Source organism: Paracoccus alcaliphilus (assembly GCF_028553725.1).
Classification (GTDB): domain Bacteria; phylum Pseudomonadota; class Alphaproteobacteria; order Rhodobacterales; family Rhodobacteraceae; genus Paracoccus; species Paracoccus alcaliphilus.
In genome coordinates this window covers 1,796,086-1,808,848 of the sequence record NZ_CP067124.1, presented here as the reverse complement: position 1 = coordinate 1,808,848, position 12,763 = coordinate 1,796,086, and the positions used below count along the sequence as shown (strand labels likewise).

General features: G+C 64.7%; 15 protein-coding genes and 1 pseudogene. 4 read left to right on the top strand and 12 right to left on the bottom strand.

The features are described 5' to 3' along the window. Nucleotides 1-15: 15 nt before the first annotated feature. From JHW40_RS09240 to infC, 4 genes are all read right to left on the bottom strand, one after another. Complete coding sequence (locus tag JHW40_RS09240) at nt 16-2,040, bottom strand: M3 family metallopeptidase (RefSeq protein ID WP_090612578.1); 2,025 nt, start codon at nt 2,038-2,040, stop codon at nt 16-18. 57 nt (nt 2,041-2,097) lie between these two features. Beyond that, nucleotides 2,098-3,126 carry a HesA/MoeB/ThiF family protein gene (locus tag JHW40_RS09235; protein ID WP_090612575.1) on the bottom strand — a complete coding sequence of 343 codons (1,029 nt, stop codon included), beginning with the start codon at nt 3,124-3,126 and terminating at the stop codon, nt 2,098-2,100. After that, entirely contained in the window at nt 3,126-3,614 is a 489-nt protein-coding gene (gene dut / locus JHW40_RS09230; RefSeq protein WP_090612712.1) for a dUTP diphosphatase, read from the bottom strand. Before dut ends, JHW40_RS09235 begins: the two co-directional genes overlap by 1 nt. 110 nt (nt 3,615-3,724) lie before the next feature. Next, entirely contained in the window at nt 3,725-4,195 is a 471-nt protein-coding gene (gene infC / locus JHW40_RS09225) for a translation initiation factor IF-3 (RefSeq protein ID WP_244519199.1), read from the bottom strand. Nucleotides 4,196-4,473: 278 nt separating this feature from the next. Here infC and JHW40_RS09220 point away from each other — a divergent pair, with 278 nt between their 5' ends. Beyond that, a complete protein-coding gene (locus JHW40_RS09220; protein ID WP_211657303.1) occupies nt 4,474-5,169 on the top strand; it encodes a hypothetical protein in 696 nt (231 codons plus the stop codon). Continuing rightward, on the top strand, nt 5,166-6,032 hold the full coding sequence (locus JHW40_RS09215) for a glycosyltransferase family 2 protein (protein ID WP_090612571.1): 867 nt from the start codon (nt 5,166-5,168) through the stop codon (nt 6,030-6,032). The genes JHW40_RS09220 and JHW40_RS09215 overlap by 4 nt, the downstream gene beginning before the upstream one ends. Before the next feature lie 46 nt (nt 6,033-6,078). Here the strand turns inward: JHW40_RS09215 and JHW40_RS09210 are convergent, their stop codons facing one another. From JHW40_RS09210 to thyX, 6 genes and pseudogenes are all read right to left on the bottom strand, one after another. Further along, complete coding sequence (locus tag JHW40_RS09210; protein ID WP_090612568.1) at nt 6,079-7,074, bottom strand: ABC transporter substrate-binding protein; 996 nt, start codon at nt 7,072-7,074, stop codon at nt 6,079-6,081. Between the two features lie 24 nt (nt 7,075-7,098). After that, nucleotides 7,099-7,884, bottom strand: a complete 786-nt coding sequence (locus JHW40_RS09205; RefSeq protein ID WP_090612565.1) for an ABC transporter permease — start codon at nt 7,882-7,884, stop codon at nt 7,099-7,101. Continuing rightward, a complete protein-coding gene (locus JHW40_RS09200; protein WP_244519209.1) occupies nt 7,884-8,252 on the bottom strand; it encodes a hypothetical protein in 369 nt (122 codons plus the stop codon). Before JHW40_RS09200 ends, JHW40_RS09205 begins: the two co-directional genes overlap by 1 nt. 6 nt (nt 8,253-8,258) lie before the next feature. Beyond that, nucleotides 8,259-8,315 (bottom strand): annotated as a pseudogene (locus tag JHW40_RS09195) (hypothetical protein); the annotation flags it as partial. 82 nt (nt 8,316-8,397) lie between these two features. Then, nucleotides 8,398-8,691 carry an ATP-binding cassette domain-containing protein gene (locus JHW40_RS09190; protein ID WP_272848948.1) on the bottom strand — a complete coding sequence of 98 codons (294 nt, stop codon included), beginning with the start codon at nt 8,689-8,691 and terminating at the stop codon, nt 8,398-8,400. 174 nt (nt 8,692-8,865) lie between these two features. After that, nucleotides 8,866-9,774: an FAD-dependent thymidylate synthase gene (gene thyX / locus JHW40_RS09185; RefSeq protein ID WP_090612563.1), complete on the bottom strand. Its 909-nt coding sequence runs from the start codon at nt 9,772-9,774 to the stop codon at nt 8,866-8,868. 128 nt (nt 9,775-9,902) lie between these two features. Here thyX and JHW40_RS09180 point away from each other — a divergent pair, with 128 nt between their 5' ends. Continuing rightward, complete coding sequence (locus JHW40_RS09180) at nt 9,903-10,331, top strand: VOC family protein (protein WP_090612561.1); 429 nt, start codon at nt 9,903-9,905, stop codon at nt 10,329-10,331. Between the two features lie 161 nt (nt 10,332-10,492). Here the strand turns inward: JHW40_RS09180 and JHW40_RS09175 are convergent, their stop codons facing one another. Next, nucleotides 10,493-10,906, bottom strand: coding sequence for a MarR family winged helix-turn-helix transcriptional regulator (locus tag JHW40_RS09175; protein ID WP_244519207.1), 414 nt, complete (start codon nt 10,904-10,906; stop codon nt 10,493-10,495). A gap of 215 nt (nt 10,907-11,121) precedes the next feature. Next, complete coding sequence (locus tag JHW40_RS09170) at nt 11,122-11,511, bottom strand: FAD assembly factor SdhE (protein ID WP_419182434.1); 390 nt, start codon at nt 11,509-11,511, stop codon at nt 11,122-11,124. Between JHW40_RS09170 and JHW40_RS09165 the strand changes: the two genes are divergently transcribed. Beyond that, entirely contained in the window at nt 11,510-12,712 is a 1,203-nt protein-coding gene (locus JHW40_RS09165; protein WP_090612708.1) for a pyridoxal phosphate-dependent aminotransferase, read from the top strand. The genes JHW40_RS09170 and JHW40_RS09165 overlap by 2 nt on opposite strands. The last annotated feature ends 51 nt before the right edge of the window (nt 12,713-12,763 follow it).

Sequence of the window (12,763 nt, the reverse complement as noted above, 5' to 3'; positions counted from 1 at the left end):
TTTGGTGCGGTCGGTTCAGTTCAATCCGCGCCCACGCAGTAACGCCTCGACCCCCGGCATCCGTTCCCGGAAGGCGATCCATAATTCATCCGCCGGCAGAGATCCGCCACGTGACAGGATGGTTTCCTCCAGCCGCCGGGCGGTGGCCGGGTCGAAGATGTCGCCGGTTTCCTCGAACGCGGCGAAGGCGTCAGCATCCATCACCTCGGACCACATATAGCTGTAATAGCCGCTGGCATAGCTGTCGCCGCTGAAGATATGGGCGAAATGCGGCGTGGCGTGGCGCATCGGAATGGCACCGGGCGCGGACAGTGCCCCAAGGATGGCGGATTGGCGCGCCATGACATCGGCGGGCGGCTGGCCGCGATGAAAGGCCAGATCGACCAGCGCGCTTTCCAGATATTCGGTGGTCGAGAACCCCGCATCGGCCTTGCCCGCCGCCAGCAGCCGGTCGCGCAGATCGGCGGGCAGAGGCTCCCCCGTCTGGCAATGGCGGGCATGGGCGTCCAGCACCTGCGGCTGTTCCAGCCAATGCTCATACAGCTGGCTGGGCAGTTCGACGAAATCCTGCGCGACCGAGGTGCCGGAAATCGAGGGCCATTTCACATCCGACAGGATATGATGGGTGGCATGGCCGAATTCGTGAAACAGCGTGCGCGCATCGTCCCATGACAGAAAGGCAGGCGCGCCCGCCTGTTCGGGCGGGGTGAAGTTGCAGACATTGACCACGATGGGGCGCTGCCCCTGCCCGATCCGGTGCTGGACCTGCAACGCCGAACACCACGCCCCCGACCGTTTCGAAGGTCGCGCAAAATAATCGCCGACGAAGATCGCCATCAGGCGGCCATCGCGCGTCACCTTCCACGCCCGCACGTCATCGGCCCAGAGCGGGGCCCGGAGCGGTTGAAATTCCAACCCGAACAGACGGTTGGCCACGTCAAAGACCGCCCCCAGCATGGCATCCAGCGTCAGATAGGGCTTGATCCGGGCGGCGTCGAAATCATGCGTTTCCTTGCGCAGCCGTTCCGCATAAAGCCGCCAGTCCCAAGGCTGCAAACGGTCGTTGACACCATCGGCATGCAGCATTGCGGCCAGCCTTGCCTCGTCATCCCCGGCGCGACGGCGCGCGGCGTCCCAGACCTGCCGCAGCAGATCTTCGACCCGCTCGGCGCTGCCCGCCATTTCAGGCTCCAGCTTCCAGGCGGCGAAATCCTCGTATCCCAGCAGTTGCGCGCGTTCATGGCGCAGCGACAGGATCTCGGCGGCAATCGGCAGGTTGTCGGTTTCGGCGCCATTCGCGCCCTGCCCCGATCCGCGTGCGGCCCATGCGCGAAACGCCACCTCGCGCAGCGCGCGGTCCGTGGCATGTTCCAGAAAGGGCACGATCAGCGAACGGTTCAGCGTCACAACCTGACCCTGCAAGCCGCGCTCTTTCGCCGCCGCCCGCATCGCCCGGATCAGCCAGTCGGGCAGGCCGTCCAGCCGATCATCCGCGACCGGCAGCACGAAATCACGCTCATCCGCCAGCACGTTCTGGGAAAACTGTGTGGTCAGTTCGGCCATCCGGCCTCGGATCTCGGTCATCCGCTGACGCGCTGCGCCCTCCAGCCCGGCACCCGAGCGGGTCAGGTCGCGCAGCGCCAGAGTGGTGATCCGCGCATCCTGCGGCTCCAGCGTATCGGCCCCTTCCGCCACCGCCCTCACCCGCGCATAAAGCCGGGGATCCATGCCGGTCTTGCTGCCATAGGCCGCCAGACGCGGCGCGAAATCGCGCTGCAAGGACTGGCGCAGGTCGTTCGAATCGACCGCCGCCAGCGTATAGAAGATCGACAGAACCCGGTTCAGCGGCTCTTCGGCCAGTTCCATCGCGGCCAGCGTATTGTCGAAATCGGGCGCGGCGGGATTGGCGGCAATCGCCTCCATCGCGGCCTCGGCCTGCGCCAAGGCGGTGTCGAATGCGGGGGCGAAATCCTTGTCCGCGATCAGGTCAAAACGCGGCAGACCTTCGGGGCCGGTCCAGCGGATCAGTTCGGGATTCATAAAAGACCTCGTTCCGTTTCAACCGCTTACTTAGGAAGCACGGCGGTCATATACCAGTCACGAATTGACGCATCCGCAAATATCGCAATCTTTGCGCGGGGTGACGCCGATCATCCGGCTTTCACCGTAAAGCCCGTCAAAGATCAGCATCCGGCCACGCAGCCCCTGCCCCGCGCCGGTCAGATGCTTGATCGCCTCCATCGCCATCATGCTGCCGATGACGCCGGGCAAGGGGCCGATGACGCCCACCTCGGCACAGGGCGGCGCCAGCGCCGGATCGGGGGCCTGCGGAAACAGGCAGGCCATGCAGGGGCCGCCGCGCGCGGGGTCATAAAGCGTCACCTGCCCGTCCCATTGCGCGATCGAGCCCGCGATCAGCGGCACCCCCGCCTGCACGCACAGCCGGTTGACGATCTCGCGGCTGGCATGGCTGTCGGTCCCGTCCAGCACCAGATCATGCGCCGCGACCAGCGCCGCATCATCGGGGGTTACCGGCCCGATGGGGGTCACGCGCACATGCGGGTTCAGTTCCGCCAGATTGGCGGCGGCGGCGCGGGCCTTGTCCTGACCGCATTGGTCGCTGCGAAAGATCACCTGCCGTTGCAGGTTGGACAGGCCGACCGTATCGCCATCGGCAATGGTGATCCGCCCCACCCCCGCCGCCGCCAGATAGAGCCCGACCGGCGCGCCCAGCCCACCTGCGCCGACGATCAGCACCCGCGCATCGCGCAGCCGCTGCTGGCCCGCCCCGCCGATATCGCGCAGCACCAGATGGCGGGCGTAACGTTCGATCTCGGTGTCGCTCATGACATCGGGCGCGGGTGGCGGCGCTTCGGGCGTGATCGCATGGGCGCCGAGACGGCGCAGCACAGCGCGATAGCCAAGGATCAGCGCGACGATCCCGCCCAGCAGCAGCCAGACGCGGATATCGCCCCCGGCCATCGCCGCCGCGCGACTGCCCGGCGCTGCGCCATGCAGGGCCACAATGCCCAGCCACAGCGCCACCGCCATCAGCGCCGCAATCCGTCGCGACAGGCCCAGAAAAGCCGCCACCCCGATGGCTGCAAAGAGCCACAACCCCGCCATCAGCCGCGCAGAACCTCGCCCGCGCCGGTCGAGCCAAAGCCCCCCGCCCCGCGCGCGGTATCGGACAATTCGTCCGCTTCCTCGAACACGGCCTGAGGCGCGGGGGCGACGATCATCTGCGCGATCCGGTCGCCATGCCCGATGCGCCACGGCTCTTGCCCCAGATTGATCAGGATCACCCCCAGCGGGCCGCGATAATCGCTGTCAATGGTGCCGGGCGCATTGACCAGAGCGATGCCGTGTTTCAGCGCCAGCCCGGAACGCGGCCTGACTTGAACCTCCCAGCCCTCGGGGATTTCCAGCACCAGACCGGTCTGGATCAACTGGCGCTGGCCCGGTGCCAGCACGATGCCCGCCGCGCGCAGATCGGCTGGCAGATCGGCGCGCAGATCGGCGCCCGCCGCGCCCGACGTCTCGTATCGCGGCAAGGGCTGCGTGTGATCCGCGCCCGGAACCCGCTTGATCCTGATGACTGGTCCTTTGGCCATATGGTCCCCCGAATGTTTCAGACATATCTTGTGGCAGCCCCGGCCACGAAAGGCAAAGGCCGCGCTGATCGACAGCGCGGCCTGCAAAACGATCCAGATCAGGCCCCTTCTTAACGGGGCGAGATCATCATCACCATCTGGCGGCCTTCCAGCTTGGGCATGGATTCGACCTTGCCGGTCTCGCCCACATCGCCCTTGACGCGGTTCAACAGTTCCAGCCCCAGCTCCTGGTGCGCCATTTCGCGACCACGGAAGCGCAGGGTGATCTTGACCTTGTCGCCGCCTTCAAGAAACCTCATCACATTGCGCATCTTGACATCATAGTCATGGTCGTCAGTCCCCGGACGGAACTTGACCTCCTTGACGTCGATGACCTTTTGCTTCTTGCGCGCCTCGGCTTCGCGTTTCTGCTGTTCGTATTTGAACTTGCCGAGGTCCATCACCTTGCAGACAGGCGGGCTCGCATTCGGCGAAATCTCGACCAGGTCCAACCCGCTGTCCTGAGCCATCTGCATCCCGACGGACGGCGGCACGACGCCGACATTTTCTCCGTCAGGGCCGATCAGGCGGATTTCGGCCACGCGAATGCGTTCGTTGGTGCGTGGGCCGGTGTCACGGGTGGGCGGTGCATTATGCGGTCTGCGGGCTATGGTGTTGCTCCTTGTATGGCCTTGGCAGTAGTGGACGGAAAATAAGGCTTGCGGCCCGTGAATTCAACCAGATTTGATAGGGATAAACGCCTTGAAAGCCCCTTTTCATGACAATGACACGCAGGCAGCAGGGCGGTTTGGCGGCTTTTCCCGCGCGCGCCGCTATGCGATAGATGCGCCACAGCCTTTTCAGCCCTGAAGGACGCCCCATGCGCAAGATTCTGCCCGTCATCGTGATTCTGGTTCTGATCCTTGGGGGCCTGCTGTGGTGGAACGGCTCGCAATCGGTACGAACCCAGCAACAGCCGCAGGACAGCGCCGCCACCGAGGCACCCGAAGCCCCGGCAGAAACCACGCCCGAGCCCCCGGCGGAATCGCCCGACGAAGAGGCCGCGCGGGCCGAACGCGAAGCCGCCGCCAATGCCGCAGCCGACGCGGCCGCCGACGCAGCAGCGATTGCCGCCGATGCCGCGGCCGAGGCCGCCCGCGCCTCGGACCAGACCGGCCTGCCCGAAGCCAGCGAGGCCGCGCAAGAGGCCGAAGCCGCCGCCGAAGCCGCGCTTGATGCCGCCGCCCGCGCCGCCGATGCGGCAGCAGGCATCGCCTCGGATGTGGCCGGACAGGTCGCCGCCACCGGCGAGGCCGCAGCATCCGCCGCCGCACAGGCCGCCCGCGACGCAGCCGACGCCACCACCGAGGCCGCCGATGCCGCCGTCACCGCCGCCAATATCGAATCACTGCTGCGCCCCGACGGTTTCGACGCAGCCGAAGTGCGCCGGATCATCGACGAATCCGCCATTTCCGACACGCAGAAACAGACACTGCACCGGCTGGTCGAAACGGCAGGCGACAATCCCGACCTGCTGCGACAGGCGCTGGAGCGGGTGAAAGAGGTGATGCAATGACGGCAAGGGCACTTGAGGAATATCTGGCCAGCCAGCCCGAATCCCTGATCAAGGGCCCCATCGCCATCATCCTGATCGAGGATGCCGCCGCTGTCGCCGAAACCCTGCTGCATCACCTGCGGCTGGGCTTTCGCCACATCCTTGCCTTGTCGCCCGAACCCGTTGCCCTGCCCGACGATCCCAAGGGGCGCATCACCAATCTGATCTGGAACACCCGCCTGCCCGACGCCCATGTCGGCGCGGTGAACGCGGTCTCGAAGGCGGTCGCGCCGGGCACCTGGCTTTATTACTGCTATAATGCCGAATTCCTGTTCTTCCCCTTCTCGGAAAGCCGCCGCGTGGGCGAGATGCTGACCTTCCATGTCGAGGAACGGCGCGACGCGATGCTGACCTATGTGGTCGATCTCTATGCGCCCGACCTGACCGTATGCCCCGATGCCGTGGATCTGGAACAGGCGATGTTCGACCGCACCGGCTATTACGCGCTTGGCCGCATGGGCCCGAACGGCCACCCGCTGGAACGGCAGCTGGATTTCCACGGCGGGCTGCGCTGGCGGTTCGAGGAATTCGTGCCCGCCAATCGCCGCCGCATCGACCGGATCGGGCTGTTCCGCGCCCGGCCTGACCTGTCCGTGACCGCCGATCACCGCTTCAACATTCAGGAATACAACACCTATTCCTGCCAGTGGCACCACAACCTGACCGGGGCCATCGCCTCTTTCCGGGTTGCCAAGGCGCTGGTGAAAAATCCGGGTTCACGCGATCAGATCGGCAGCTTTGTCTGGCGCAGCTCGCACCGCTTCGAGTGGTCGTCGCAGCAACTGATGGATCTGGGCCTGACCGAACCGGGGCAATGGTTCTGACAGGTCGCTGAAAAGGCCCCCGGACCCGATCCGGGGGCCTTTTGCATCATTCCGCCGCAGCCTTTTCCACGAATTCGTTGGTATAGGTCTTCGACAGGTCGATATCGGCATCGGCAATCTCGGCCGAGTTGAAGCTCATCACCTTCAGCACGGCCTCGGCCGCCGCCGGGTCCATGACGCCGTCGGTCGAGATCATCTCAAGGCTGGCCTTCAGCGATTCGATATACAGCTCCGGCTCTCCGATCAGGTTCGGGGGCATCTGGGCGGCAATCTCGGCCGGGTCGGTCTCGTGGATATAGTGCAGCGTTTCCACGATGGCCGAGGCCAGCGCCTGCGCCTGTTCGGGATTGGCGTCGATCCATTCCTGACGGGTATAGAGCGCACCGCCCGCGTAATCCGCACCGAACAGATCGCGGGTATCGGCCTCTTGCCGCGTATCGACCAGCAGTTTCAGGTCGGGATGGCGGGCCTTCAGCTGCGTGATCGCCGGGTCCAGCGTGACGGCGGCGGCGATGCGCCCCTGCTCCAGCGCCGCAACCGAGGTCGCACCCACGCCCACGCCCACGACCGAGGCCGAATTCGGATCAAGTCCTTCGCGCGACAGCATGTATTTCAGGAAGAAATCGGTGGACGACCCCGGTGCCGACACGCCGACCGTCTGGCCTTCCAGATCTTTGACGCTGGTCACCTGATCCTCTTTGCCCGGCGCGACGGTCAGGGCGATACCCGGCAAACGGTCCAGCACCACGAAGGCGGCCATCTGCTGGTTCTTCGCGGCAAGGCTGATCGTATGTTCGTAATAGCCCGACACGACATCGGCGCTGCCGCCGACCACGGCCTTCAGCGCCGCCGAACCGCCCTTGAAGTCGATCAGCTCGACATCGACGCCATGCTTTTCGTAATTGCCCAGATGTTCGGCCAGAACCGTCGGCAGATAGCAGATGCAGCTTGATCCGCCAATCGCGATCCTGACCGTATCCGCCGAGGCGGCCCCCGCCGCCCCCAGCGCCAGCGCGGCGGCAAGTATCGTTTTCAGGCTCATGTTGTCTCCTCCCATGAATGGATCTCAGCGATGGTGGTCATTGTCGGGTTGCCAGACCAGCAGGCGGCGTTCGACGACGGTCACCAGCCCGTCGATAATCAGCACGAAGGCCGACAGCACGAACATGCCCGCGAAAACGCCTGCGATGTCAAACATCCCCTCGGCCTGCGCGATCAGATAGCCCAGTCCCGCGGCCGAACCCAGATATTCACCCACCACGGCACCCACGACCGCGAAACCGATCGAGACATGCAGCGATGAAAACACCCAGCTGAGCGCCGAGGGCAGATAGACATGGCGCAGCAACTGCCGCTCGGTCATGCCCAGCATCCGGGCGTTCTGAAGCACGGTGCGGTTCACCTCTTTCACGCCCTGATAGACGTTGAAGAAGACGATGAAAAAGACCAGCGTGACCCCCAGCGCGACCTTGGACCAGATGCCCAGACCGAACCACAGGGTAAAGATCGGCGCCAGAACCACGCGCGGCAGGGCATTGGCGGCCTTGACATAGGGGTCGAAAACCGCCGCCAGTTTCGGCCTGCGCGCCAGCCAGAACCCCAGGATCAGCGCGGCGACGGTGCCGATGACGAAGGCCAGGGCCGCCTCGATCAGGGTGATCCACAGGTGATACCAGATCTGCCCGGACGAAAACCAGCGGATGATCTGGTTCAGCACATCCATCGGCGTCGAAAAGAAGAACTGGATCCGCGAGGGATCGCCGAACAGCGGGGTCTCGGTCAGCACCCACCAAAAGGCGATGCAGACGACCGCAACAAGGATCTGAAGCGTCAGCAGCAGGATTCTGGGCATCAGGCTTGCTCCTTCGTGCCATAGCCATAGGCGTTAAGCACCTGTTCCTTCAGGATCAGCCAGATGTCGCGGTGCAGTTGCTGGAACTCGGTCGTCAGCTTGATCTCGGCCACGTCGCGCGGGCGCTCCAGCGGGATCGGAAAATCGCCGATGATCCGTGCATCCGGCCCGGTGGACAGGATCACCACCCGGTCCGACAGCGAGATCGCCTCTTCCAGATCATGGGTCACGAACATCACCGCCTTGCGGTCCTGCTGCCACAGGCCCAGCAGCAGATCGCCCATGATCAGCCGGGTCTGCGCGTCCAGCGGCCCGAACGGTTCGTCCATCAGCAGGATCGCCGGATCGCGGATCAGCACCTGCGCCATGGCCACGCGCTTGCGTTGCCCGCCCGACAGCATATGCGGATAGCGGTCGCCGAAACCGCGCAGGCCGACGCGCTCCAGCCAGTGATCGGCACGCTCCAGCGCCTCGCGCCGGGGCGTTCCGGCGATTTCCAGCGAGATGGCGACATTATCGCGAGAGGGTCTTCCACGGCATCAGCGCATCGGCCTGAAACAGATAGCCCGCGCTGCGGTTCAGCCCCTCCAGTGCACGGCCCCCGATCTCGACCACACCGCTTGAGGGCTGCAACAGTCCCGCAGCCGCGTTCAGCAGCGTCGATTTCCCCGATCCGGTCGGGCCGACGATGGCAACGAACTCTCCCTCGGCCACACGCAGATCAGCACCCGCCACGGCCCGGAAGGGTGGCTTGCCCTTGACGGCAAAGCTGATGTCCACAGCCTTGAGATGAACGGCTGACTCCATGCAGCTCTCCCCTTATTCCGACTTCCGCGCGGGACTTCGGAACCGGCCTTTCGCCACATCAGGAAGCCCGCAGCAATGTTAGCGCTGTGTAAGAACGGGTGACAAGATCGGCAAGCCCGATTCGCGGTGCCCCTTCGGCCCGGCCTTCGAAGGATAGCCGGGGCCTGTCGGCTGTCAGCCCCAGACCTCCTGAAACTCGCGCCATTCCCGCGCGGCCATGCCGGAATTTTCCTGGGTCACGACCTCTCCGGCAAGGCGGCGTTTCAGCGCGGCGACGGCTTGCGCCGACAGGCTGACCGCGTCCATGCGGTAATCGCGGAAGGCGGCAAAGGCCGCCGGAACCCAGTCCGCCGCGATCCGGCACATGGCATCGGCATAGGCGCGGATCTCGTATTGCGCATGGGCATCGGCGCGCAGGCGCAGAAAATGCAGCAGGTTGTGCAGGTCCACCTTCCAGTACCATTGCGTATAGATATTGGCGGGCAGGTTCATCCGCGCCAACTCTCGCGCCAGCCCCTGCTGGTTGTCGTCCTGCGCCAGCATCGCCTCGTAATGGTCATAGCTGCGCATCGCATCCTCGCGCAGCAGGTTCAGGACGCGCTGCGCCTCTTCGCCCTGCAACACCTCTCCGCGACCCTGATTGTTCACCCCTGACTGCGCCGCCAGATGTTCGGGCGCAGGAATATAGAACTCGCGATCGAGGATCGAATAGCGCGCGGAATATTCGTTCACATTGGCGGTGCGGTGGCGGATCCACTGGCGGGCCACGAAAACCGGCAGCTTGACGTGGAACTTGACCTCGCACATCTCGAAGGGGGTCGAGTGCCAGTGCCGCATCAGGTAACGGATCAGCCCCTCGTCATTCTGCACCGACTTGGTGCCGCGACCATAGCTGACCCGCGCCGCCTGACAGATCGCGGCGTCGTCGCCCATGTAATCCACCACCCGGACAAAACCGTGATCCAGCACCTGATGCGGGACATAGAGATGGCGCTCCATCCCCTCGGACACGGTGCGCAGCGTTTCGCGCGGAGCCTCGCGCAGCGCGTCGATTTCGGCCTGCTGTTCGGGGGTGACGGGCATGGCGGTCTCCTCGGGGCTGTTGGGGGTTCCATTTGCCACGCCACGCGGGCCACGTCCAGCACCCGGTTGTGATCTGAAACCCGCCGTGACAGGCTGGGCGCAAACGCAGCCACAACAGGAGCGATCCGATGACTATCCGCTATCTTCACACCATGGTCCGGGTGCTGGATCTGGACAAGACCATCGCCTTTTTCAGGCTGCTGGGGCTGGAGGAAACGCGCCGTGTGGAAAACGACAAGGCCCGCTTCACGCTGGTATTCATGGCGCCCCCCGATCAGCCGGAATGCCCGGTCGAACTGACCTGGAACTGGGACGGCGATGAGGGCCTGCCTTCGGACAGCCGCCATTTCGGCCATCTGGCCTATCGCGTGGGCAATATCTATGATCTGTGCCAGACGCTGATGGATGCCGGCGTCACCATCAACCGCCCGCCGCGTGACGGCCACATGGCCTTCGTGCGCAGCCCCGACAACGTCTCGATCGAGCTTTTGCAGCAAGGCGACGCCCTGCCCCCGCAAGAGCCGTGGTCCAGCATGGAAAACACCGGCCACTGGTAAGCGCGGCGCGGACCACCGGTTCGACCAGCCGCGCCTTGGCCGGGTCGCCCTGTCGGCGATGAAACGGGTGGCGCACCCCCTCACCGGGCGCGCCACCCCCTCTGGAGGCCGGGGCGGTCGAGGGACGGGACCGCCGCCGGCATCCGGATCACCTGTCGGGGTCAATAGATGTAACGGATCTGATCGGTCCAGAAACGCTCGATCCGGCGGGTTTGCAGATTGACCAGTTCGATCGGCGGATCGTCCAGCACCCCGGACATGGCCAGCCCGTCGGCGTGGCGCATGAACAGCCTGCGGACGATATCGCGCACCTCCTGCCCCGCCGGGGTCAGCCTGACACGCACCGCGCGGCGATCCATGTCGCAGCGTTCATGGCTGACATAGCCCATCGCCACCAGCTTTTTCAGGTTATAGCTGACATTCGAACCCTGATACATGCCGCGGGATCGCAATTCCCCCGCCGTCACCTCGGCCTCGCCCAGATTATACAGCAGCAGCGCCTGCACGGGTGTCAGATCGTTTCGCCGCAGCCGTTCGAATTCATCCTTGACCAGATCCAGCATCAGCCGGTGCATCCGCTCCAGCAGTTGCAATGTCTCCAGATAGGCCTGCGAATTGTCCGACCCCTGATCCGGGACCAGAGCGTCGCCGGCCGACCGGACATCTTGTGAAGATTGGGCCAACATTTCGGGATTATGTCCTGTCCTCTTGCTCATGAGGGCAGACTGAACCGAAATGACCAAATTTCAGTTAATCCGACGCAATATCCCGTCGCCGATTGCCGAAAATTTTAGGTATCCGGCCCCAGCCGCGCCGCCGCGTGGGACGCGATGCGCGACAGCAGCGCATCCAGCGCCTGCGGCGCCGAATCGGGCGCCCCGTCGCGGCCCGGCAAACGCGCCGTCACCCACAGATACAGATCTTGATCGTTTTCCGACAGCAGCGCCTCGTATGCGTCCAGTTCGGCCCCGCTCAGCCCGGCCAATTCATCATCCGAGAAATGGCCAAGGATCAGGTCCATTTCCTTCATTCCGCGCCGCCAACTGCGCATCCGCAGACGCCGCAGCCTGATCTGTGGTGTTTCCCCGGCCATGACGGCTCCTTTTCCCTTGCCCTGCTTGCCTGAACCCGGATCAAGGCTTATGCCATCGGTCGATATCAGCAGCGGGGGCGTTTTCATGGGCTTTCTTTCGGACAGACTGGCGCGGGTCAAGCCATCGCCGACCATCGCCATGACCACCCGCGCGGCGGAATTGCGCGCTGCTGGCCGCGACATCATCGGATTGTCCGCCGGAGAGCCCGATTTCGACACGCCCGAACATATCCGCGAGGCCGCCAAATCCGCAATAGATCAGGGCCATACGCGCTATACCGCAGTGGACGGAACGCCCGCGCTGAAACGCGCCATTGCGGCGAAATTCGCGCGGGAAAACGGGCTGGATTATACCCCCTCGCAGGTCACGGTGGGCAGCGGGGGCAAACATATCCTCTATAACGCGCTGGTGGCGACGCTGAACGAGGGCGACGAGGTGATCATTCCCGCGCCCTATTGGGTCAGCTATCCCGATATGGTGCTGCTGGCGGGCGGGGTGCCGGTGATCGTCGAATGCGGGATCGGTGACGGCTTTCGGCTGACGCCGCAGGCACTGGCCGATGCGATCACGCCGAAAACGAAATGGCTGATCCTGAATTCGCCCTCGAACCCGTCCGGCGCGGGCTATGACCGGGCGCAGATGCAGGCGCTGACCGAGGTGCTGCTGGATCATCCGCAGGTCTGGGTGCTGTCGGACGATATCTATGAGCATCTGGTCTTTGACGGCTTCGAATTCGTCACCCCGGCGCAGGTCGAGCCGCGCCTGAAGGACCGGGTGCTGACCATGAACGGCGTCAGCAAGGCCTATGCGATGACCGGCTGGCGCATCGGCTATGGCGCCGGGCCAGAGGTGCTGATCCGGGCGATGGCCAAGCTGCAATCGCAATCGACCTCGAACCCGTCGTCGATCAGCCAATATGCCGCCGAGGCCGCGCTGGAGGGGCCGCAGGATTACATCGCCGACAGCCGCGCCGTGTTCCAGCGCCGCCGGGATCTGGTCGTGGCCGGGCTGAACGCCTGCCCCGGGATCGACTGTCCGGTGCCGCAGGGTGCCTTCTATGTCTATCCATCCATCGCGGGGCTGATCGGCCGGACCTCGGCCGGAGGCGCGCGGATCGACAGCGACGAAGCCTTCGCCAATGCACTGCTGGACGAGGAAGGCGTGGCCGTGGTCTTTGGCGCCGCCTTCGGCCTGTCGCCGCATTTCCGCATTTCCTATGCCACCAGTGACGAACAGCTGCATGATGCGATGGCGCGAATCCGCCGGTTATGCGAGGGCTGCAACTGATCGGGCGGTCGGGCGTTGAGGAACTTCACCAACACCTGACAGAAGGAGACG

Coding starts and splice junctions, on each gene's coding strand:
- JHW40_RS09240 (WP_090612578.1), bottom strand. CDS start 2,040: ATGAATCCCGAACTGATCCGCTGGACCGGCCCCGAAGGTCTGCCGCGT.
- JHW40_RS09215 (WP_090612571.1), top strand. CDS start 5,166: ATGACGGCAAGGGCACTTGAGGAATATCTGGCCAGCCAGCCCGAATCC.
- JHW40_RS09205 (WP_090612565.1), bottom strand. CDS start 7,884: ATGCCCAGAATCCTGCTGCTGACGCTTCAGATCCTTGTTGCGGTCGTC.
- JHW40_RS09190 (WP_272848948.1), bottom strand. CDS start 8,691: ATGGAGTCAGCCGTTCATCTCAAGGCTGTGGACATCAGCTTTGCCGTC.
- JHW40_RS09235 (WP_090612575.1), bottom strand. CDS start 3,126: ATGGCGGGGTTGTGGCTCTTTGCAGCCATCGGGGTGGCGGCTTTTCTG.
- JHW40_RS09180 (WP_090612561.1), top strand. CDS start 9,903: ATGACTATCCGCTATCTTCACACCATGGTCCGGGTGCTGGATCTGGAC.
- JHW40_RS09200 (WP_244519209.1), bottom strand. CDS start 8,252: ATGGCGCAGGTGCTGATCCGCGATCCGGCGATCCTGCTGATGGACGAA.
- JHW40_RS09175 (WP_244519207.1), bottom strand. CDS start 10,906: ATGCACCGGCTGATGCTGGATCTGGTCAAGGATGAATTCGAACGGCTG.
- thyX (WP_090612563.1), bottom strand. CDS start 9,774: ATGCCCGTCACCCCCGAACAGCAGGCCGAAATCGACGCGCTGCGCGAG.
- JHW40_RS09220 (WP_211657303.1), top strand. CDS start 4,474: ATGCGCAAGATTCTGCCCGTCATCGTGATTCTGGTTCTGATCCTTGGG.
- JHW40_RS09210 (WP_090612568.1), bottom strand. CDS start 7,074: ATGAGCCTGAAAACGATACTTGCCGCCGCGCTGGCGCTGGGGGCGGCG.
- JHW40_RS09165 (WP_090612708.1), top strand. CDS start 11,510: ATGGGCTTTCTTTCGGACAGACTGGCGCGGGTCAAGCCATCGCCGACC.
- dut (WP_090612712.1), bottom strand. CDS start 3,614: ATGGCCAAAGGACCAGTCATCAGGATCAAGCGGGTTCCGGGCGCGGAT.
- JHW40_RS09170 (WP_419182434.1), bottom strand. CDS start 11,511: ATGAAAACGCCCCCGCTGCTGATATCGACCGATGGCATAAGCCTTGAT.